The 20,153-nt window shown below is 36.2% G+C and carries 20 protein-coding genes; 10 read left to right on the top strand and 10 right to left on the bottom strand.

Annotated elements, in window-relative coordinates; all coding sequences use genetic code 11:
* Both M0G43_RS07490 and M0G43_RS07485 read left to right on the top strand, forming a co-directional pair.
* Positions 1 to 529: T9SS type B sorting domain-containing protein (locus tag M0G43_RS07490; protein ID WP_248024776.1), on the top strand; the 529-nt coding region annotated here is incomplete at its 5' end.
* A gap of 15 nt (positions 530 to 544) precedes the next feature.
* Complete coding sequence (locus tag M0G43_RS07485) at positions 545 to 1,558, top strand: type IX secretion system membrane protein PorP/SprF (protein WP_248024775.1); 1,014 nt, start codon at positions 545 to 547, stop codon at positions 1,556 to 1,558.
* A gap of 144 nt (positions 1,559 to 1,702) precedes the next feature.
* Here M0G43_RS07485 and M0G43_RS07480 read toward each other — a convergent pair whose 3' ends face one another.
* Complete coding sequence (locus M0G43_RS07480) at positions 1,703 to 2,863, bottom strand: vWA domain-containing protein (protein WP_248024774.1); 1,161 nt, start codon at positions 2,861 to 2,863, stop codon at positions 1,703 to 1,705.
* An 11-nt stretch (positions 2,864 to 2,874) separates the two neighbouring features.
* Positions 2,875 to 3,903: an SIMPL domain-containing protein gene (locus tag M0G43_RS07475; protein ID WP_248024773.1), complete on the bottom strand. Its 1,029-nt coding sequence runs from the start codon at positions 3,901 to 3,903 to the stop codon at positions 2,875 to 2,877.
* 318 nt (positions 3,904 to 4,221) lie between these two features.
* Here M0G43_RS07475 and M0G43_RS07470 point away from each other — a divergent pair, with 318 nt between their 5' ends.
* The 3 genes from M0G43_RS07470 to M0G43_RS07460 all read left to right on the top strand — a co-directional run bounded on the left by M0G43_RS07470 (position 4,222) and on the right by M0G43_RS07460 (position 7,710).
* The gene (locus tag M0G43_RS07470) at positions 4,222 to 6,282 is read left to right on the top strand and encodes a histidine kinase (RefSeq protein ID WP_248024771.1); all 2,061 of its coding nucleotides are present in this window, start codon (positions 4,222 to 4,224) and stop codon (positions 6,280 to 6,282) included.
* An 87-nt stretch (positions 6,283 to 6,369) separates the two neighbouring features.
* Complete coding sequence (locus M0G43_RS07465; protein ID WP_248024770.1) at positions 6,370 to 7,104, top strand: LytR/AlgR family response regulator transcription factor; 735 nt, start codon at positions 6,370 to 6,372, stop codon at positions 7,102 to 7,104.
* 75 nt (positions 7,105 to 7,179) lie between these two features.
* Positions 7,180 to 7,710, top strand: a complete 531-nt coding sequence (locus M0G43_RS07460; RefSeq protein ID WP_248024768.1) for a gamma carbonic anhydrase family protein — start codon at positions 7,180 to 7,182, stop codon at positions 7,708 to 7,710.
* Here the strand turns inward: M0G43_RS07460 and murI are convergent.
* The 8 genes from murI to M0G43_RS07420 all read right to left on the bottom strand — a co-directional run bounded on the left by murI (position 7,685) and on the right by M0G43_RS07420 (position 15,908).
* The gene (gene murI / locus M0G43_RS07455; RefSeq protein WP_248024767.1) at positions 7,685 to 8,464 is read right to left on the bottom strand and encodes a glutamate racemase; all 780 of its coding nucleotides are present in this window, start codon (positions 8,462 to 8,464) and stop codon (positions 7,685 to 7,687) included. The genes M0G43_RS07460 and murI overlap by 26 nt on opposite strands.
* A 66-nt stretch (positions 8,465 to 8,530) precedes the next feature.
* Positions 8,531 to 9,040, bottom strand: a complete 510-nt coding sequence (locus tag M0G43_RS07450) for an OmpH family outer membrane protein (protein WP_248024766.1) — start codon at positions 9,038 to 9,040, stop codon at positions 8,531 to 8,533.
* Between the two features lie 35 nt (positions 9,041 to 9,075).
* The gene (locus M0G43_RS07445; protein ID WP_248024765.1) at positions 9,076 to 10,098 is read right to left on the bottom strand and encodes an OmpH family outer membrane protein; all 1,023 of its coding nucleotides are present in this window, start codon (positions 10,096 to 10,098) and stop codon (positions 9,076 to 9,078) included.
* 175 nt (positions 10,099 to 10,273) lie between these two features.
* Entirely contained in the window at positions 10,274 to 12,817 is a 2,544-nt protein-coding gene (locus M0G43_RS07440; protein ID WP_248024764.1) for an outer membrane protein assembly factor, read from the bottom strand.
* A gap of 10 nt (positions 12,818 to 12,827) precedes the next feature.
* Complete coding sequence (locus M0G43_RS07435; RefSeq protein WP_262917165.1) at positions 12,828 to 13,511, bottom strand: isoprenyl transferase; 684 nt, start codon at positions 13,509 to 13,511, stop codon at positions 12,828 to 12,830.
* 63 nt (positions 13,512 to 13,574) lie between these two features.
* On the bottom strand, positions 13,575 to 14,264 hold the full coding sequence (locus M0G43_RS07430; protein WP_248024762.1) for a DUF6089 family protein: 690 nt from the start codon (positions 14,262 to 14,264) through the stop codon (positions 13,575 to 13,577).
* 99 nt (positions 14,265 to 14,363) lie between these two features.
* Positions 14,364 to 15,248 (bottom strand): NAD kinase, encoded by an 885-nt coding sequence (locus M0G43_RS07425; RefSeq protein ID WP_248024761.1) that lies wholly within the window; start codon positions 15,246 to 15,248, stop codon positions 14,364 to 14,366.
* A 3-nt stretch (positions 15,249 to 15,251) separates the two neighbouring features.
* Positions 15,252 to 15,908 carry a CBS domain-containing protein gene (locus M0G43_RS07420; protein ID WP_248024760.1) on the bottom strand — a complete coding sequence of 219 codons (657 nt, stop codon included), beginning with the start codon at positions 15,906 to 15,908 and terminating at the stop codon, positions 15,252 to 15,254.
* An 89-nt stretch (positions 15,909 to 15,997) separates the two neighbouring features.
* Between M0G43_RS07420 and M0G43_RS07415 the strand changes: the two genes are divergently transcribed.
* The 5 genes from M0G43_RS07415 (at position 15,998) to M0G43_RS07395 (ending at position 20,126) form a co-directional block, all read left to right on the top strand.
* Entirely contained in the window at positions 15,998 to 16,711 is a 714-nt protein-coding gene (locus M0G43_RS07415; protein WP_248024758.1) for a pyridoxine 5'-phosphate synthase, read from the top strand.
* Positions 16,712 to 16,802: 91 nt separating this feature from the next.
* Positions 16,803 to 17,570 carry an alpha/beta fold hydrolase gene (locus tag M0G43_RS07410; protein WP_248024756.1) on the top strand — a complete coding sequence of 256 codons (768 nt, stop codon included), beginning with the start codon at positions 16,803 to 16,805 and terminating at the stop codon, positions 17,568 to 17,570.
* Positions 17,571 to 17,604: 34 nt separating this feature from the next.
* The gene (locus M0G43_RS07405; RefSeq protein ID WP_248024754.1) at positions 17,605 to 17,952 is read left to right on the top strand and encodes a phage holin family protein; all 348 of its coding nucleotides are present in this window, start codon (positions 17,605 to 17,607) and stop codon (positions 17,950 to 17,952) included.
* Between the two features lie 79 nt (positions 17,953 to 18,031).
* The gene (gene tig, locus M0G43_RS07400; protein WP_248024752.1) at positions 18,032 to 19,354 is read left to right on the top strand and encodes a trigger factor; all 1,323 of its coding nucleotides are present in this window, start codon (positions 18,032 to 18,034) and stop codon (positions 19,352 to 19,354) included.
* Positions 19,355 to 19,442: 88 nt separating this feature from the next.
* Positions 19,443 to 20,126: a ClpP family protease gene (locus tag M0G43_RS07395; protein ID WP_262917155.1), complete on the top strand. Its 684-nt coding sequence runs from the start codon at positions 19,443 to 19,445 to the stop codon at positions 20,124 to 20,126.
* The last annotated feature ends 27 nt before the right edge of the window (positions 20,127 to 20,153 follow it).

Here is a 20,153-nt window from a genome sequence, read left to right as displayed (position 1 = left end):
TGTCACGGGCTGCGAGAACACTGACAGTGCGGAGGTGGTGATCAGTTCGCCACCGTCGGTGACGGCAGAGGTGGCCACACAAGCTTTTTCGGAAATCCACGTTATAATAGCGACGGCCGTGGGTGACGGTGAATATGAGTACAGCCTCGACGGCGGTCCGTGGCAGTCCAGCGGTACGTTTGAGGACGTTTCCTTCGGGGAGCATGTTGTGACGGCCAGGGACGTGAACGGCTGCGGCCAGGCGAGCTATCCGGTGACGGTGCTGGACTACCCGCACTTTTTCACCCCTAACGGCGACGGGCGCAACGAGACATGGAACATTGTCGGTTTTTCAGGCATGGCCGGCACAAAAATTTATATATTTGACAGGTTCGGCAAGCTGCTCAAGCAGATCAGCCCTTCGGGGATCGGCTGGGACGGGACCTACAACGGCAGCCCGATGCCATCGAGCGACTACTGGTTCACCGTGGAGTACACCGAGGACGGACAGCAGAAACAGTTCAGGGCTCATTTTACTTTAAAAAGATAATAGAAACAAATCGACATGAATTTAAAAAAGTATTGTTTAATAGCGTTTACCGGGTTGATGACCCAAATCGGGATAGCCCAAGAAGGGTTGCCTATTTATTCTGATTACTTAACAGATAATTATTACTTGATACATCCTTCGATGGCCGGGGTTGCCAATTGTGCTAAAGTTAGGTTGACAGCGCGTAAGCAATGGTTTGGTCAAGATGACGCTCCTGCATTACAAACCTTGAGTGTTAATGGTAGGATAGGTGATTCTCCATCAGCTATCGGTGGAATTGTTTATAACGACAAAAATGGATATCATTCTCAAACAGGTGCCTCTCTAACGTATGCACATCATTTGATGTTTTCTAGGAATGAGATAGATTTAAATATGTTATCCTTTGGATTGAGTGCAGGATTTATTCAATATAAACTGGATGAAACCTCTTTTTACCCTGATGGTGCTGATGACCCAATTATCGCTGGAATTGAACAAAGTTCAACTAATTTCAATATTGATTTCGGGTTCTCATATCATTTTATAGACTTTTATGCTCATGCTACAGTAAAGAATGTGTTGAACAATGATGGAATCAACTCCAACGAAAATGGTTTATATAGATTTGATAACTTGAGAACATTTCTTTTTTCGCTTGGAAATACATTCAACAAATTCGGTAGCGAATGGAGCTATGAACCTTCCGTGATGTTTCTTTATAAAGATGGAACCAAAGAATCTTCAATAGATATCAACGGAAAAGTTTATAAAGAAATGGATTTTGGTAAACTTTGGGGCGGATTATCTTATAGAAGAAGTCTTGATGGTGCTGAATTTTTAGAAGGTAGTGAGGTAAGCAGCCAAAAACTTCAGTATTTCACACCATTTTTAGGAGTGGACTACAAGCAGTTCGTCTTTGCGTATACTTATTCTTATCAAGCAAATTCGGTTGTGTTTAACAACGGTGGATTCCATCAATTGACGATAGGTTATAACTTTAACTGTAGAAGAGAGAAATACGAATGTAACTGTCCTGCAGTGAATTAATAAAAAAAGTCTCGAAAACTCGAGACTTTTTTTTGCGTTAGCGATTAAAGTGGAAATCCTTTTTGTGAGGCACGAACAAAAAGATTGAAACGGAAAGCGCGACCCTTTGTTGCTTTTTCTGCAACAAAGGGTAACGCCCAAAATCTACTCCCATTTATAGTTTTTACTTTTGGCTTGCGCTTTGATCGCGTTGACCATTGCACTTTCTAATCCATTGGTGTCTTCTTTTTGCTTTTGCAATACATATTGACGACGTTTTTCATTCAATTGCTGAATTTCTTCTTGAATTTGTGCTCGTTCCTTACTTTTCTTTGCTACATAAGCCTTGATTTCGGAAGTAGACTTTCCTTTTAATTCTGAAGGGAGGTCACTCTCTTTTAGGTCTTCATATTTGAAGGATTTTGATTTTTCGGCATCGACCAAGTCCCAAGAATCATTTTTGTACAAATGCGAACTTTTACTAACAGCTCTATTGACGGCGTTTGCTTCACTATAACCCTGTGCATTGGTGTCTTGTTCTGCCTGCAACTCCATTTTTTTAATTCCAGAGCTTCCATATGCAATATAAGTTTTATTGAGTTTTTGGTTGAGAATCAGAATTTGATCATCATATGGTGAAGCAACATAAGTAGTAGCGTGATTGTGATTGATAGCCATATAATTGCCGTGAGTGAGGCTGGCGCCATCTTTCCAATAGCTGGAAATACCTTGATCATAATCGCCACAGAAAATGGTGTTTACGGTGACATCTTTAGTGTGAGCAAGCTTTGCTGCATCTTTATAACTTATTTTTCCTTGTGTGAATGGTTCATTACCCGCAATGAAAATGAGCTTTAAATCATCTGCATTGGTGCCCCAACTCAATTGATTCAAAGAGGTTTGAATGACGTGTCCGCAATATTCTTCGCCACCATTAGTGGTCAAGGAAAACAATTGCTTTGAAATTTCATCCAAATCACTACTGAACGCCAACACCTGGCGTATATAACCTTCGTCACCATTTAATCGGTCGTTGCCGTATTCATAGAGTGCAATTTGTAGATTTGGTTTGCTGTCGTCACATTTGGCGTAAGACAATTCGTTTACGATTTCCCAAAGTTGTGCCTTGGCTTGGTCTATCAATCCATCCATACTGTTGCTGGTGTCGAGCAGCAACGCCACTTTGATGAATTGCTTGCTTGGTGTGTGCGCTACAGTTTCTGCGATTGCCAAATCTGCTTCTGGATTCTTTTTATTGTTTGCGTTACAGGAAACGAGTCCAAATACGCACAAACTCATAACAGTTGTTTTTAGGATTGTTTTCATGATTAAATTTTTTATTTATTCGTATTCAGTTCTTTTACATCGATGGTTCCATTTGGTGAAACCACATAGTATTTATGTACCAATTCGGTTTTTGTGATGGGTTTTGTTTGTTCTTTAGGCTTCGGATTGTATTGCAATTTGATGTTCATCCCGATTTGAATGACTGGTTCCAAAATGGCTGGATTGATAACCAAATCATAGTACTGATAGGAAAGCGGTTCATAATAATATGAGGTTTGTTTTTTGGCTGTTGTAACACCTTTTTTAGTTCTGATAGCTTCAAATGACACACTGTTGAAAGCTTGGTAACTGCGATAAAAGTCTTTTGGGAAATAGCAATATTTGTCGTCAGCTACATACACGTCGTAGTCTTCAAGGTTGAAGCCTAACAATTTATAATAGGCTTTTTTCTCATCGATCATTTTTAAAAGTTCAGATTGAAGATTTTTATAGACTTGGGCAATATTTTCTATGAAATAATCAACCTTTACAAGATTGTAAATCTCATTTTCCGCACAGGCTGTTAGGATATCTTCAAATTGATTGGTGCTTTTGAATTGGATATGGATATTTTGTTGCAATTCAAATCCGCTGGGAACTTCAGTATAGGTTTTGCTGAATAGTTTCTTCTGTACTTCAATTTCGTAATTCGGGACAAAGGAAATCACGTCAATAACAATATCTTTTTCCAGAATGCCTTGTGCTTTGAGCTTTTGTCTGACACCATCTATGCGTTGATTTATAAGACTATTGGCTTCGGCTGCTGATTCACCTATTTGAGAAAGGTTAAAAACTGCAGTATAGGTAACAGCTTTGACATTTTGAAGTGCCTTGACATCAATGGTCAAAATATTTGATGGATTAAGAACTTTATTGATTTGCTGTTGAACCGTTGGATTGTAGATGTTCGCATTGCCACTCATCGCGATGTTTTGTCTTGAAAGTTTAAAATCTTCGTTATTGAAGTTGCCAAGATGCTGCGCATAAAGGGGACACAAAATAAAAAGCTGTAAAACAGTTAAAAGGAGTGATTTTTTCATTGATTTTCGTTTTTTGATTTATGACGTAAACCTATGTCCAACTTTTTTCAATAAAAAACAGCAATGAGGGAATGAGAGTTCTCAATGAGCAAAGTGCAGCAATAAATGAGTAATGCCTTGTTTTTTTGATTGTAAGGAAGAGTTTTGGTGTTTTTTTGATTTTATTTAATCGATTAAAACGTGTAAGTTTGGTTCAATTGAAATTCAATTATGCGATTCACCTTTAGATACATCCTTTTGCTATGGCTTTTCTTTTTGCCTTTGCAATTTATTATTGCCCAAAATGAATCAAGGAGAATCACGGAACCTACTTTTACTGTGAAGGGATCCGTTCGTGAAAGTGATACCTATAAACCCATCCCAAAAGTGAATATTGAAGTTAATGGTGGTGCATATACCATGACTAATATGGATGGAAGTTTTAATATTCAAGTTAAGAGAGGCGACGAGCTAATTATCCGCCACAAAGATTTTGAAACAGTTTATTATACGATTGAAAATGACGAGAGAATAATTGTGGAAGTTGAACCAGCTCTGCAACGAAGTCCAGAAAATTCAAAATATAAAAAAGAAGTCAAGGCATTCAATGCGATGATCGATTCAGCTGACTTTTATTTAAAAAAAGATGCTAAAAAGAGTATTCAATTCATTACTGACGCACTTTCGCAAAGTAACTCTACCATCGAAAATTCTCAAGCATATGAAGTCCTTGCAGATATTTATATGCAATGGAAACAATATGATTTGGCAGTATCAAATTATCGAATCAGTCTTCAAAACAGAGCAAACAATGATGTTAGATTAAAGCTTGCAAAAGCTTATGAGAACAATAAAAATTATCAGGAAAGTATAGATACTTACAATGGAATAAAAAAAACAGAACTTTCAAATTACCAGATGGTGAATTTATATGAAGGTCTTGGAGATACCTACAGTTCCATAAAAAAATATGATGAGTCCATTCAATCGTATAAAAAAGGGCTTGAAGTTGCCCAAAAGCATTTGATTGCGCCCAAAGTAACAGACTTAAATTCTAAAATTGCTCAAGCCTACAACGCTTCCGGAAAAATTAATCAGGCACAGACTTATTTCGAGAATTCTCTCAATTTGGCTACCAAAGAAAACAAAAAAAGAGCAGTAGAAGAAAAAGTTACGGTTGCTGATTTTCAAAATGTCAATAGAGGTTACGCAGCCGAAATACAATTGAGAAAGGAAGTTCTTAAGGATGTTGAAGATATTGAAAAGGACTCAACAATTACAAATGAAAGTCCATTAACGTCCCAAAAACAAAATTATAAAATTGGTAATGCATATTTTCTTCAAGGCGATTATGCAAATGCAATTACATATTTAGAAAAAAGTATAAAAGAAGCAGATAAGAAAGAAGATTTAGTAGTAAAAAAAGATGCTACAAAAAAACTGTCCGACCTTTACGAAGATGCTGGTGATTATGAAAAAGCTCTATTAACTTATAGGGAATATACCGAAGTTGTTGATGAACTTTATATCAAGAAAGAACAGGAAATATCCCAAGCAGCACGTTTCAGTAGAGATATTGCAGCAAAGCAAAACCGGATCACTGGTTTGGAAACTGACAGACAACTTTCGCAAAGCAAATATCAGCTTTCTTCCGAAAGGAATAAAAGACAGGAACTTATCATTTATTCACTCCTTGGAGGCCTGATTCTTTTGTTGGTGACAGCTTATTTTATGTACAAATCCATCAAGCAACAAAAACTTGCCAATAATCTATTGGCATTGAAATCGTTGCGAAGTCAGATGAATCCTCATTTTATCTTTAATGCACTCAATTCGGTCAATAGTTTTATTGCATCAAATGATGAACGCACTGCTAATAAGTACCTTTCTGATTTTTCTCAATTGATGCGTTCCGTTTTGGAAAATAGCGACGAAGATTTCATTCCACTAAAAAAGGAAATTGAACTTTTGGAGCTTTACACAAAGTTGGAATATTTCCGGTTTAAGGATAAGTTCAATTATTCGATAACCGTTGATGACGATGTTGCAGTTGAAGAATTCCAGATCCCACCGATGCTTTTGCAGCCTTATATAGAAAATGCCGTTTGGCACGGACTGCGATACAAATCTGAAATGGGACAATTGGATATTCATATTTCCAGGAAAAGCGATGATGAAATTACCATTACTGTCACCGACGATGGTATAGGTCGTGAAAAATCAAAAGCTCTCAAAACCGAACATCAGAAGAAGCAAAACTCCAAGGGAATGGGAAACATCAAAAAAAGAGTTGCCATCTTAAATGAAATGTATAAAGATAAAGTGGATGTATTTGTGGATGATTTCCAAATGGCAGAAGATACAGGTACGAAGGTTATTGTAACACTTAAAAAAGACTGATGTGAAATGAGCCATTACATATTTTGATACATATTGTGATGTTCGATGACGAATTGCATCTGACAAATAAACAAATAAAATAAACAGATGAAACTAAACTCCATTATCGTTGAAGACGAGGAAACAAGCAGAGAAATTTTAAGAAATTATCTCAAGAAGTACTGCCCGAACGTTCAAATTTTAGGAGAAGCTTCAAATATTGAAGAAGCTTTGATTTTAATCAGAAACAATGATTTGGATTTGGTATTTTTGGATGTTGAAATGCCTTATGGAAATGCTTTCGACCTTCTGGACAAAGTAGGTGATATCGATTTTGAAACCGTTTTTGTCACAGCCTATAATCATTACGCTATAGATGCTTTGAATGCTCATGCTTCCTATTATTTGATGAAGCCCATTTCAATTGATGAACTCATCAAAGCTGTTGATTATGTTACGGAGATTAGGACCAAGGAGGATGCACTTCAAGATCAGGTTTTGGTGCCTAAAACCAATACTGTCAATGGAAAAATAACCATTCCGCAACAAGATGGTTTTGAAATTATCAATACTTCAGACATTTTATATTGTAAGGCAGATGACAATTATACCGAAATTTATTTGGCAAACAATAAGAAGAAATTGGTCAGCAAAACATTAAAATATTTTGAAGATGCGTTGAGCGATTCGAGTTTTGCACGTGTTCACAAATCGTACTTGGTGAATGTCAATGAAGTTGTCAAATATGTAAAAGGGAAGGGTGGAAGTGTCGAATTGAGTAATGGCAAACAGATTATGGTATCAGCATCAAAAAAATCAGAATTGTTGTCTTATTTTAAATAACAAATTCTTTCGAAAGTAGGAATCTATTGAATGAATTGACGAACAAGCTGTAATAAGAATTCAAAGGAATTGATTATGCCAATCATAAAACCAGTTAACGGAAAAAACCCTCAAATACCTGACGATTGCTATGTCGCCGAAAATGCAACGATAGTGGGAGATGTGGTAATGGGAAATGAATGCAGCATTTGGTTCAACGCTGTTGTGCGTGGCGATGTTCATTTTATCAAGATGGGAAATAAAGTGAATGTTCAAGATGGTGCCGTCATTCACGCTACCTATCAAAAGTCGCCAACCAAAATCGGAAATAATGTGTCTATAGGTCATAATGCCATTGTACACGGTTGTACCATTCACGACAATGTTTTGATAGGTATGGGAAGCATCGTTATGGATGATTGTGTTGTGGAAAGTAATAGCATAATCGCAGCAGGTGCAGTTGTCACTCAAAACACAAAAGTTGAAGCTGGAAGTATTTACGCAGGCGTTCCTGCTAAAAAAGTAAAGGATATTAGTCAAGAATTGATTTCTGGCGAAATTGATCGGATTGCCAACAATTATGTGAAGTATTCAGGCTGGTTCAAAACTGAAGATACTCAACCATAAATTCATCATTGAGAATTGATTTCAATACTTCTATATTCCCATTTGTGTAAAATTGATTTTTCGGTTTTAGCTTTCTGCTATTTAATAACTGATGTTTTACCAAGACAGCTTTTGTTTGCCTCGCAACAGCTTCACCCGAATCAATAATCTTGACAGAAGCAGGCAGCATTTCCAATAGCATTGGCATTAGGTAAGGATAATGCGTGCATCCGAGAACCAAATAATCAATATTCGCTTCAATCATTGGCTGTAGATATTTCTTCAATAGTTCTTGCATTTCATCACTATATGTTCTTCCTTCTTCAATTAGAGATACAATACCATCACCTACTTGTTCAATGACGTTAATTCCATCGCTATATAAATCCGTGGTTTTATGGAATAATTCGCTCGACAAGGTGCCTTTTGTGGCGAGAATGCCAACGGCTTTGGTTTGAGTTTGAAGAGCAGCCGGTTTTATAGCTGGCTCAATACCTATAAAAGGGATGTCATAGTTCTCTCGAAGCGTTTTAATGGCATTAGTTGTTGCAGTATTACAAGCCACGACAACCATTTTGCAGTTTTTGTTGATAAGAAGTTCGGTATTCTTTACGCTCAAATCCACAATCTCAGATTTGCTTTTGTTGCCATAAGGAGCATTGAAACTATCAGCGAGATAAATCGTATTTTCATAAGGAAGCAATGCCTTTATCTCTTGAAAAATCGAGGTGCCTCCTATACCAGAATCAAATATGCCAATAGGTTGTGTACTCATGAATACAAAAATAAAAAAGCCACTTGTTATTAAAGTGGCTTTCAAATAAATTTCTTTAGAATAAAATTAGAATCCTAATTCTTTTTTAACATCTGCCATAAGGTCTTTTCCATCGGCCAATAAAACACCGCTACCTTGTGTAGAATCTAATACATACTGAAAACCTTGCGCTTTAGCTACTTTTTGAATCGCTGCTTTCGCTTTTTCAAAAATGGGCTTCATCAATTCTTCTTGTTTCTTCTGAATATCTTCTTGTGCATTAGCCTGGTACTGACGGATACTTTGCTCAATAGTCTGAACTTCTTCAGCTCTTTTTGCATTTTCTTCTTCCGTTTTAGTATCTACTTCTCTTTGATATTGTTTTATCTTATTTTGATATTCAGTAGCCATTTTTTGAATTTCCGCCTCATAGGTCTTGGAAAGCTTTTCCAATTCAGTTTTAGCAGTTTTCATTTGTGGCATTGCTTCGATCAATTCATTGGTGTTGATGTGTGCAATTTTGCTTTGTGCCATAGTAAAGCTTGTTGCTCCAACGAAAAGGATTGCTGCAAATAAAAGGGTTTTAAATTGTTTCATTTTTAAAATTTGAATTACTTGTTATTTATTTTTATTTAGTTGTTATCTGGTACAGAATCTTTCTGCTTATTCTGCGCTTCACGTTCTTCTTTAGCTTTTTTACGATCGGCAATTATTTTTGCCTTACGTTCTTCTAGTTCTTTTTTACGTTGCTCACGATCAGTTAGTTGCTGTTGTTTCTTTTCTTCTGCACTTTGTTCAGTAGATTTACCGTTAGGTGGACCAGCAACTTGTTTATTATCTACTCTTTTTGCAGATGTTGTATCTGCTTGTCGATTATTGATACTATCACGTTCAGCTTTTGCCTTCGCACGATCGTCCAATATTTTTTGACGTCTAGCTTCAGCTGCGGCTTTAAGAGAATCACGCGTTTTTTGCTGTGCAGCTCTGCGTTCTTCCATTGCAGTTTCTCTTTCAGATTTTTTCTCTTCCAAAGCTTTTTCTCGCGCTTCCAATTCCTCATTGATTACAGGAACAACATCTTCCTTTTCAGCAGCTTTACGCTCTGCCTTATTTTGAGCTTGAGTCCGTTTTGAGGAACGAGTGATACTTCTCAATACCAACTCACTTATATCAAAGCGTTCTGCGGAATAAAGCATTACCACATCAGCCGACTTGTCAAATATGAAATCGTATTGCTTATTGCCAGCAATTTCTTGAACCGCAGCAAAAATCTGATCTTGTATAGGCTGAATGAGTTGTTGTTTTTGAATCATCAAATCACCATTTGGCCCAAAACGTTTTTGTTGATAGTCCAAAATTTCTGCTTCTTCAAAAGTGATATCTTCCAGTCGCTCTTCGTATAATTCTTTCGTAAGAAGCACACGCTCACTGTTCAATTGTTTCTTCTTTGTATCAATAGCGCTTAAACGTTGTTCTATTTCTGCCTTCCACTGTTGTACTTTTCCATCCAACTGAATTGTAGCTTCTTGATATTCTGGTACGTTTTGCAAAATATATTCCGTATCGATATACCCAATTCTTACACCTCGTTGCGCGTTGGAAATAAAGCACGACAGACCGATTATCGTCATTAAAAAAAGAACTTTAAACTTCATCTGTTTGTAATTTTATGATTTAAGGTATTGTTATAAATTTCTAAAATGACAATCTTCTGAATTCTTGACGAGTCATTTAGAGTTAATATTTTTCAAATTAACGAAATATATTCGAAAAAATTTTTAACGCTACAATTAAATCGTCTAAACATGATTAGAAAATATCGTGCCAAACTTAAAATTGCTGACCGATGATAAAGTGTGTTTCCCAACCATTTTTGGTAGTTTCACCAGGTAAAGGATCAAATCCATGACCAAAATCGATACCAAGAAGTCCAAAGGCAGGCATAAAAATTCTTAAACCTAGACCAGCTGAACGTTGTATTGCAAAAGGATTGTAATCTCTAAAATTATCAAATGATGCTCCGCCTTCCAGAAAGCCCAGGACGAAAATTTTAGCTTGACCTTCCAAAGTAATTGGGTAACGTAACTCCATTGAAAATTTATTGTAAATAGATCCACCATCTTGGGAAGAAAGTGATTGATTTGGATAACCTCTCAATGCAATAGCTTCACGTCCATCTAAAGAATAATTACCAAGACCATCACCTCCTACAAAGAAACGCTCAAATGGAATAACGCCTCGGTTGTTATTGTAAGCACCTAGATAACCAAATTCTAAACTGGATTTTAAAACGAGTTTCTTAACTAGGCTTTGGTACCAATCGAATTTGGATTTAATCTTATAAAATTCCAGCCATTTATAACGTTCTTGATCGATTTCTCCAATACGAGCATAGTCATCTGCATCTGTCGGGTCTAATTCATCGCGTTCATTTTTTAAGGCTTCATAATCAACTCCATTGAACAGGGAGTAAGGCAAAGATAATTTAGCAGTCACCGAAAAATTGGAACCACCTTCTGGATAGATTGGATCATTCCATGTGTTATTTCGGCTTAACCCAACTGTATAAGCCAAGTTGTTTGAATAACCATCACCAAAAGTAAATAGGCCGGTATTATAGTTTTTAAGGTTGTAGTGCTGAAAACTAATAGCTTGTGACAACGTAAAGTAATCATCTGGTACTGTTAATCTTCGTGCTAGACCAACCGTAATACCAGTAATGTTAAATCGTCTATCTTTGTCTGCATCTCTGGTTTGAGGATTGTAGAGGAACTGCTTGGTATGAGACAAAGATGTAGAAAATTGGACTGGACGTTTACCTCCTAACCACGGCTCCATAAATGAGAAGCTATACGTTTGAAAGAATCTACTCGCTTGTAACCTTAAAGCTAGACTTTGACCATCACCAGAAGGAATCGGCTTATAAGCCTCTCCATTGAAAATATCTTTGATTGCAAAGTTATTGAAAGATAGACCCAACGTACCGATGAAACCTCCACCACCATAACCACCTTGAAGTTCAATTTGGCTTGACCCAGATTCTACAACAGAATATTCCATATCCAATGTACCGTCTGTTGGATTTGGGTTTTTAAAATTTGGAGAAATCTTTTGTGCATCGAAGAAGCCTAATTGACCAAGCTCTCTAATGGTTCTCACTACATTCTCTTTTTTGTAAAGTTGCCCTGGACGCGTACGTAATTCACGATAGATTACCTTATCGTTTGTTTTCTCATTACCTACAACTGTTACATTGTTAAAATAAGCTGGTTTACCTTCAATGATGCGGATTTCCATATCAATGACATTACCATCGGCACTAACCTCAACAGGATTGATACTTGAAAACAGATATCCGTTGTTTTGATAAAGATTAGTGAGGTCAGCTGCATCAGGTCTCGAATCATCAGCAATTCGTTTTTTGAGCTCTACACCATTGTAAGTGTCACCTTCATTAATGCCTAAAAGAGACTGTAATTGTCGGTCAGTAAAAGCACTATTACCTACAAAAGTGATCTTGCCAAACTTATATTGTTCGCCCTCTTCAACATTTACTACAATCGATATAGTTTTGTCATTATTTTTAATGATGGAGTCCGAAATGATCCTAGCATCTCTATAACCGTTTTCCTTGAATTTATCAATTACAGAAACCAAGTCTTCTTTATAATCATCCTGAACATATTTAGAACGCTTAAAGATTCGTATTGGATTCTTTTGCTTCGTGTTTTTCATTGCTTTGCGAAGCTTCTTGTCGCTTATCTGCTCGTTTCCATTGAAGGTGATTTTTTTTACCTTTATTTTTTCACCCTTGTCTATATCAATTGACATATTTACACGTCGCTTTTCGATAGAGTCGGTAACTTCAACCGTTTTGATGTCAACAGACGCATTATAAAACCCATCTTTTTTATATTTGTTAACCAAATAATTTCTAGTAGTTGTTATAAGGTTTTCGGTGACTTTAACTCCCTTATTAAGTTTATTGTCTTTGATTATGCCTTCTTTTTTTGATTTTTTGACACCATCAATTTCCAATTCGTTCAATTCTGGTAAATCAATCAAATTAATTTCTAAATAGGCTACGTTGCCCTCAACTTTTGCCAAATAGATATCAATAGCGCTAAACAGTTTAGAATTCCATAATTTTTTTAATGCAGCACTTATCTCTTCTCCTGGAATTGATATTTCCTCACCTTTTCTTAATCCTGAATATGTGATTACGGTTTGCTCACTAAAATTGGTGTTTCCAGTTACCGAAATTTCACCAATTACATATTTTTCGCCAGAATTGAATTTTATTTCTTGAGAGGTAATTTTACTCGAAGCCAGAAAAATAAGAGTAATGAAGAATGTGTTTAGAAATGTTTTCAAAAGTATTTTGTTAGCTAAGTTGTTCACTAGTTTTTCCAAATCGTCGTTCTCTATTTTGATATGCTATCAAAGCATCATACAGATCTGCCTTCCTGAAATCTGGCCATAAAATAGGCGTGAAATACAATTCGGCATATGCTATTTGCCACAATAAAAAATTGCTGATTCGCTGCTCTCCACTGGTTCTTATCAGCAAATCTACGTCTGGTAAATTTTGCGTGTAAAGATGCTTATTAATAATGGATTCGTCAATAGAATCGGAAGAAATTATATTATTTTTAACTTTATTACTTAATTCTTTCACAACATTAATTAATTCTTCCCTAGAGCCATAGCTTAATGCCAAAGTCAAAGTCATGGCATTATTTTCTTTGGTTTTATCGATGACTTCCAGAAGCTCACTGTGCGCGTTTTTTGGCAAATCATTAAGATTTCCAATAGCTGAAAGTTTAATGTTGTTATCCTGAAGAGTCTTAATTTCCTTTTTTAAGGATTTGACCAGAAGTTTCATGAGTTTTTGAACTTCAATTTTTGGTCTGTTCCAATTTTCTGTGGAAAAGGCATACAAGGTTAGGTTTTTAATACCTAGTTCAGCGCTGGCTTCAACTACTTCTCTTACCGATTTTGTGCCATTTTCGTGCCCTACGACCCGCAACAAACCTTTTTGTTTTGCCCAGCGGCCATTACCATCCATTATAATGGCAACATGTTTAGGGAGTTTGTTTTTGTCTATGTCTTGTGTTTGTTCCACTCTTTATCAATAATTACAATAACAAGGTCTTTGGCCGAACGTATAGGTTAAGGTTATCCCTGTAAATACATACCAATCGTTACTATTTGTATTGCCAAAACTGTATTGACTTCTAAAGTCGGCATCTGGCACGCTTCCGTCTATTTCATCAGTAAAAGTGTATCTAGCGCCAACTTCCACAGCTAATATCAGATTGTCAGCAGTAGTTGTTTTAAAGCCTAAAACCATCGGGATTCCGTATGCCCAACTGCTAGTGCCTTCTGATGTCACTACACCATTGTTGTCAAAAAAGAAATTATCATGATTTGCTACACTCACACCAGTGTATAAATAAGGTGTAGATTTAGGTTCTTCTTGATGCAAATCCCAATCCAAAAATGTGAATTCCATACCTGCTGACACCTCGAAAATATTATTTTCAAATTCGTAGCCACGTTGTATTCGTCTTGGATCGTCAGACTTGGCATCAACACCTTTTAATTTCGAAAAAATGGCTGTAACTCTATATGAATGTCTTGGGCTGCGATTCCATTTGAATACACCTCCAAAAGTAGGACTGTTAGGAGCAATGTATTTTGTGGAGCCCACATCTCCTATAAAATTACTGCTTCCCAAAAAGAAACCAACCTCATAGATTTGAGATTGTGATGTTTGAACGAAACAGACACTCAATAAAATTAAGATTAAATACCTCATATAATTTTAAAAGTTTGCAAATATAACAATTATGATTAGCCTATAACAATTTGAATGGAATAGTATTACAGATAAACAGTATTTGCAAAGTTTTATTGTTTAATTGCGCTTGTCTTCGCCCCAAAGCAATTTTTTTCGAAGTGTGTCGATAAAGCTCTCATCCAAAAGTTCCACCATCTTGATTTTGAAATCAGCTTTTTTGATGGTAACAATTGTTGAATTTGGTAATGTGGCTATACGAGAATCCAAGGAAATCAGATAATCATCTTCCCTACCATCTACCTTTAAACTTATTTCGGTTCCGTCGGGAATAACTAGAGGTCGTGCACTCAAATTATGTGGCGCAATAGGTGTGAGGGCAAAGTTATTGGCGTCTGGGGAAATAACTGGACCACCACAGCTTAAAGAATAGCCTGTAGAGCCAGTCGGTGTTGATACTATCAATCCATCAGCCCAATATGAGGTCAAATACTCATTGTTCAGATGTGTTGCCACAGTTATCATGGAAGTCGTATTTTTTCTACTTACCGCAATTTCGTTTAAAGCAAAATTAGTATGTAGAATTTCTTTATTTTCAGGCAGCGTTTTAATACTCAATAACGTGCGTTCAGAAATTTTATAGCGTTTTTCGAGGATGCTGCTGATGGCTTTTTCTATTTGATTGGTTTGGATAGTGGCCAAGAAACCTAATCGGCCAGTATTGATACCGACAATAGGAATTCCCATATCTCTAACATATGTGATGGCTCTCAATATTGTTCCATCGCCTCCTATACTTATAAGTAATTCAAAAGAAGCATCCAGTTTTTGAAAGGTTTTGAAGCAATCATATTTTTGAATGCCTTTGTCTTCTCTTTGCAGAAGTTCATAAAAATCTTTTTCAACATGAACTTCTAGTTTGTTTTTCATCAAAAAATCCAACAACGTCTTGATGCTTGGGTGTGCATTGCCTTGATAATGCTGTCCGTAGATTGCTATCTTCATATCTTAAATATCAAGATATTTTTTTAAATATTCTGAACGTTCCTTGAGACTCTCAATGTAGCTGTCCTCCTCATGTCCAGATACAATATTGTAACTATACCGTCTGAAAGTTTGGATGACATCATTTAACCCAGAGTTCCCAATCTTTAAGGTAATTTGAACCAAGTCGCTATCCATTTTTGAAATAAAAGCACCCAATATCTTGGCATCGTTTGATTCAACAATTTGGCTTATTTCACTAAAGGAATAATCTGTAACACCTTTTTCAATTATTAAAATCCCGCCTGGCTCTGCAAAAAATGGTGTTTCATTAAAAAGACCGATAATATCGTTAAGCTCGTAATAACCAAGATATTTGTTTTGCTCATTCAATACTGGCATAATATTGCAAGAGTTTTGTGCAAATTCTTCTAAAATATCCAACCAAGTGGTAGTGTCTCTCACAAAAAAGCCTTCTAAAGCATAGTTGCAGTCCACAATCGTTTTGTCGCCTTCAAAACAATAAGCATCATTTTCTGATATGCATCCCAAATAAACACCTTCGTTTTCTATAGGAACGTGCGAATAAGTAAGTTCATTAAACATCATTTTTAGGTCGCTCACCTTATCGTTGATATTTAATGGTTTGATATCGTTTATAATGAATTCTTGTAATGTCATACCGAATGTATATCTATCGCAAATTAATCAAAAATAACCATAAAAAGCGTGTTCTACTTCGTATTTTTGCTGTCTCAAAGTAAAGAAGAATGACAAAATTAAGTGTAAATATCAACAAGATTGCAACCCTGCGTAATGCAAGAGGAGGCGATGTTCCAAATTTGGTCCAATTTGCCAAAGACGTTCAGGTTTTTGGTGCCCAAGGTATTACCATTCATCCAAGGCCAGATGAGCGACACATTCGTTATCAAGATGTTTATGATTTGAAACCAATTGTTACTACTGAATATAATATTGAAGGAAATCCTATAAAGCAATTTATAGATATGGTGATTGAAGTGAAACCAACCCAAGTCACTTTGGTGCCAGATGCGGAAGATGTTTTGACGTCAAATGCAGGCTGGGATACCATAAAACATAAGGATTTTCTTAAGGATGTTATCAAGGAATTTAAGTCGAATGGTATCAGAACATCGATTTTTGTGGATCCAGTGATGAAGCAAATTGAAGGTGCAAAGGCTACCGGAACCGATAGGATCGAACTTTACACCGAATCTTTTGCGCATCAGTATGGTTTGGGCAATGAAATGGGTGTTAAACCTTATTCAGAATGTGCTGTATTGGCGAGCTCTCTTGGACTAGGTATCAATGCTGGGCACGATTTGTCTTTGGATAATATTCAATTCTTCAAAAATAATGTGCCAGATTTATTGGAAGTTTCCATTGGGCACGCGCTGATATCTGAAAGTCTTTATTTTGGCATCGAAAATGTCATTAATATGTATCTTCATCGACTTAAATAAGTATTCAGTTATCAGTAGCAGTATTCAGTTTCCATTTATTAAAATTGAAATTTTATCTACTGTAATTTTAAATCACATATCATAGATCAAAATGACTTTGTATTCAAATATTTTAGGAAAAGGTAAACCATTTGTATTTCTCCACGGCTTTTTGGGAATGAGCGACAATTGGAAAACTTTGGGCACAAAATTCAGTGAAATGGGTTGTGAGGTTCATTTGATTGACCAGCGAAATCACGGACGAAGTTTTCATAGTGATGAGTTCAACTATGATGTAATGGTGGAAGATTTAAAAAATTATGTAGAAACGCATCAGCTTGAAGATATAATTTTATTGGGACATTCTATGGGTGGGAAAACAGCAATGCTATTTGCAGTGGAACATCCAGATAGTGTACAAAAATTGATAGTCGCAGACATTTCTCCAAGATTTTATCCTATACATCACGAAACGATTCTAAAAGGATTGGCTTCGCTCGATTTTGATGCATTAAAAAGTAGAGGAGAAGCGGATGATGTCTTGAAAAATTACATCACAGATTTTGGAACACGACAATTTCTTTTGAAAAATCTTTATTGGGAAACCAAGGAAAAGTTGGGATTAAGACTCAATCTAGAAGCTTTAACGGAAAACGTCAGTGAAGTTGGTGAAGCACTTCCGATGCATTCAAAATTTGAAAAGGACACCTTGTTTTTACGTGGCGACCGTTCAGAATATATATCGTTACAAGACGAAGCTATTATCAAAACACATTTCCCACAGGCTAAAATAGAAACCATTTCCAATGCTGGACATTGGCTTCACGCCGAAAATCCCACAGAGTTTTTTGAGGCTGTGAATGGATTTATAAAAGATTAATCTTATATTTAAATGATTAACTAACAGAAATTATATGAATCTAATTATCAGAATATTATTGACAGCAGTGGCAGTTGTCATTCTGGCAAAAGTACTTCCAGGCGTCGATGTCGCAGGTTTTACTGGTGCCATCATTGTGGCTGTCGTACTGGGATTGTTAAATGCAATCTTAAAACCGATTTTGGTCATTTTGACCTTGCCAATTACAATTGTAACATTAGGTTTGTTCCTGTTGGTAATCAATGCTTTGATTATTTTATTGGCGAGTGAATTGCTCGATAGTTTTGCAGTAAGCAGTTTTTGGATAGCAGTGCTTTTCAGTTTGTTATTGTCACTGCTTCAGTCCATTTTGTTTTCAATCTTAAAAGAGGACAAAAAATAGACTGAAACACAAAACGTTAAAACTTTGATGGGATACGAAAAATATGTACTTTTGCATCCCAATTTTTTATAGAATAAAAATGAACATTACAAGAGAAAACATTGATGCATTAAATGCAGTTGTGAAAGTGGATATCGCTAAAGAAGATTATAGCGATAAAGTAGAAAAAGTCCTTTCAGATTACCGCAAGTCGGCAAATATTCCTGGTTTTAGAAAAGGACACGTGCCGATGACAATGGTTAAAAAGCAATACGGAAAAGCTGTATTGGTGGATGAGGTCAATAAATTGTTGCAAGACGCATTGAACAAATATCTTACTGAAGAGAAATTGGACGTTTTGGGCAATCCGCTTCCAAAAGCGCAAGATAATCTTGATTGGGATGCTGATTCGTTTACTTTTGAGTTCGAATTGGGCTTGGCTCCGGAATTTGAAGTTGAGTTAAAAACCAAAAAGCCAATTACCCAATATCACATAGTTGCTGATGAAAAAATGATTAACAATCAAGTTGAGCACATTCAAAAGCAATATGGTAAGTTGATTTCTCAAGATACCGTTACCAAAGATTCTGAAATCACAGGAGTTTTTGAAAATGAAGAAAAGGGCATCAATAACAAAGCAACCTTCACTTTGGATAAATTCAAAGGGAAAGCAACCGAAAAGCAATTTATAGATGCAAAAGTTGGCGATGTAGTGACGTTGAAAACCAAAGGTCTTTTTGAAGACGATCACGATTTGATGCATTTCTTGAAAGTGTCTCACGACGATGCACACGGCTTGGATATTGAAGTGAATTTCACCATCAACGAAATCAACACAAGAGAATTGGCTGATTTAGACCAAGAATTGTTTGATAAGTTGTTTGGGAAAGGCAATGTGACTTCAGTGACCGAATTGAAAGAAAAAATCAAGACCGATTCTGAAAAACAATTTGCACAGCAAGGTGACCAAAAGTTTTTGAACGATGTCACTGAATATTTGGTTGACAATACAAAATTTGATTTGCCAGCTTCTTTCTTACAACGTTGGATGCAAACTGCAGGTGAAGAAGTAATGGATGCTGATCAGGCTAAAGAAGAATACGAAAAGTCTGAAAAAAGTATGCGTTACCAGTTGATAGAAGGTAAATTGATTGAAGAACACAAATTGCAAGTGACGTTTGAAGATTTGAAATCATTTGCAAAAGATATGATTAAAAGTCAAATGGCTCAATTTGGTCAAATGAACCCTACAGATGAAGAATTGGAAACCATTGCAGCTCGTATCTTGTCAAACAAAGACGAAGTAAAACGTTTGTCAGAACAATTAATGAGTCAAAAACTATTGAATCTTTACAAAAAAGAAGTAAATGTGAAGGTTAAAGAGATGACTTATGACGATTTCGTAAAAGAATTCTACAGTTAATTGTTACAAATTAAATCCTTATATTTAGAGCGTAAAACTGTATGGTTTTACGCTTTTTTTGAACCCTTAAATTGAAAGAAAAAAATCTATGGATTACGGAAAAGAATTTGAAAAATTCGCAATAAAAGACCAAGGTATCAGCAGTACTTATTATAATCAGATTATCAATAGTATGTATCCTGTAGGTCTTACCCCAAATATTATTGAAGAGCGTCATATGAATGCCGTAGCAATGGACGTCTTCTCACGTTTGATGATGGACCGCATTATCTTTTTAGGAACAGGCATCAATGACCAAGTTGCAAATATCGTACAAGCACAATTGTTGTTTTTGGAAAGTACAGATGCTTCTAAAGACATTCAAATATATATCAACTCACCAGGTGGAAGTGTTTATGCAGGTTTAGGTATCTATGATACAATGCAATTGATCAAACCAGATGTTGCCACCATTTGTACAGGTATGGCAGCTTCTATGGGAGCCGTGTTGTTGTGCGCTGGTGAAAAAGGAAAACGCAGCGGATTGACACATTCTCGTGTGATGATTCATCAACCATTAGGTGGTGCTCAAGGTCAGGCAAGTGACATTGAAATTACCGCTCGTGAAATAATTGCTTTGAAAGAAGAGTTATATAATATCATCAGTAAGCATACAGGTCAACCATACGAAAAAGTGTATGAAGACAGTGATCGCGACTATTGGATGAAAGCCGATAGAGCATTGGAATACGGTATGATTGATGAAGTATTGGCAAGAAATAAAGCAAAATAAAAAACTTTGAAATTCTGATTCCAATGA

The sequence above is a fragment of the Subsaxibacter sp. CAU 1640 genome (genome assembly GCF_023156585.1).
In the GTDB taxonomy this organism is placed as follows: Bacteria; Bacteroidota; Bacteroidia; order Flavobacteriales; family Flavobacteriaceae; genus JBPOFM01.
Note: the sequence above shows the minus strand (reverse complement) of the source record. Positions and strands in the feature narration are given on the sequence as shown.

Coding starts and splice junctions, on each gene's coding strand:
- M0G43_RS07485 (WP_248024775.1), top strand. CDS start 545: ATGAATTTAAAAAAGTATTGTTTAATAGCGTTTACCGGGTTGATGACC.
- M0G43_RS07480 (WP_248024774.1), bottom strand. CDS start 2,863: ATGAAAACAATCCTAAAAACAACTGTTATGAGTTTGTGCGTATTTGGA.
- M0G43_RS07475 (WP_248024773.1), bottom strand. CDS start 3,903: ATGAAAAAATCACTCCTTTTAACTGTTTTACAGCTTTTTATTTTGTGT.
- M0G43_RS07465 (WP_248024770.1), top strand. CDS start 6,370: ATGAAACTAAACTCCATTATCGTTGAAGACGAGGAAACAAGCAGAGAA.
- M0G43_RS07460 (WP_248024768.1), top strand. CDS start 7,180: ATGCCAATCATAAAACCAGTTAACGGAAAAAACCCTCAAATACCTGAC.
- murI (WP_248024767.1), bottom strand. CDS start 8,464: ATGAGTACACAACCTATTGGCATATTTGATTCTGGTATAGGAGGCACC.
- M0G43_RS07450 (WP_248024766.1), bottom strand. CDS start 9,040: ATGAAACAATTTAAAACCCTTTTATTTGCAGCAATCCTTTTCGTTGGA.
- M0G43_RS07445 (WP_248024765.1), bottom strand. CDS start 10,098: ATGAAGTTTAAAGTTCTTTTTTTAATGACGATAATCGGTCTGTCGTGC.
- M0G43_RS07435 (WP_262917165.1), bottom strand. CDS start 13,511: ATGGATGGTAATGGCCGCTGGGCAAAACAAAAAGGTTTGTTGCGGGTC.
- M0G43_RS07430 (WP_248024762.1), bottom strand. CDS start 14,264: ATGAGGTATTTAATCTTAATTTTATTGAGTGTCTGTTTCGTTCAAACA.
- M0G43_RS07425 (WP_248024761.1), bottom strand. CDS start 15,248: ATGAAGATAGCAATCTACGGACAGCATTATCAAGGCAATGCACACCCA.
- M0G43_RS07420 (WP_248024760.1), bottom strand. CDS start 15,908: ATGACATTACAAGAATTCATTATAAACGATATCAAACCATTAAATATC.
- M0G43_RS07415 (WP_248024758.1), top strand. CDS start 15,998: ATGACAAAATTAAGTGTAAATATCAACAAGATTGCAACCCTGCGTAAT.
- M0G43_RS07410 (WP_248024756.1), top strand. CDS start 16,803: ATGACTTTGTATTCAAATATTTTAGGAAAAGGTAAACCATTTGTATTT.
- M0G43_RS07405 (WP_248024754.1), top strand. CDS start 17,605: ATGAATCTAATTATCAGAATATTATTGACAGCAGTGGCAGTTGTCATT.
- tig (WP_248024752.1), top strand. CDS start 18,032: ATGAACATTACAAGAGAAAACATTGATGCATTAAATGCAGTTGTGAAA.
- M0G43_RS07395 (WP_262917155.1), top strand. CDS start 19,443: ATGGATTACGGAAAAGAATTTGAAAAATTCGCAATAAAAGACCAAGGT.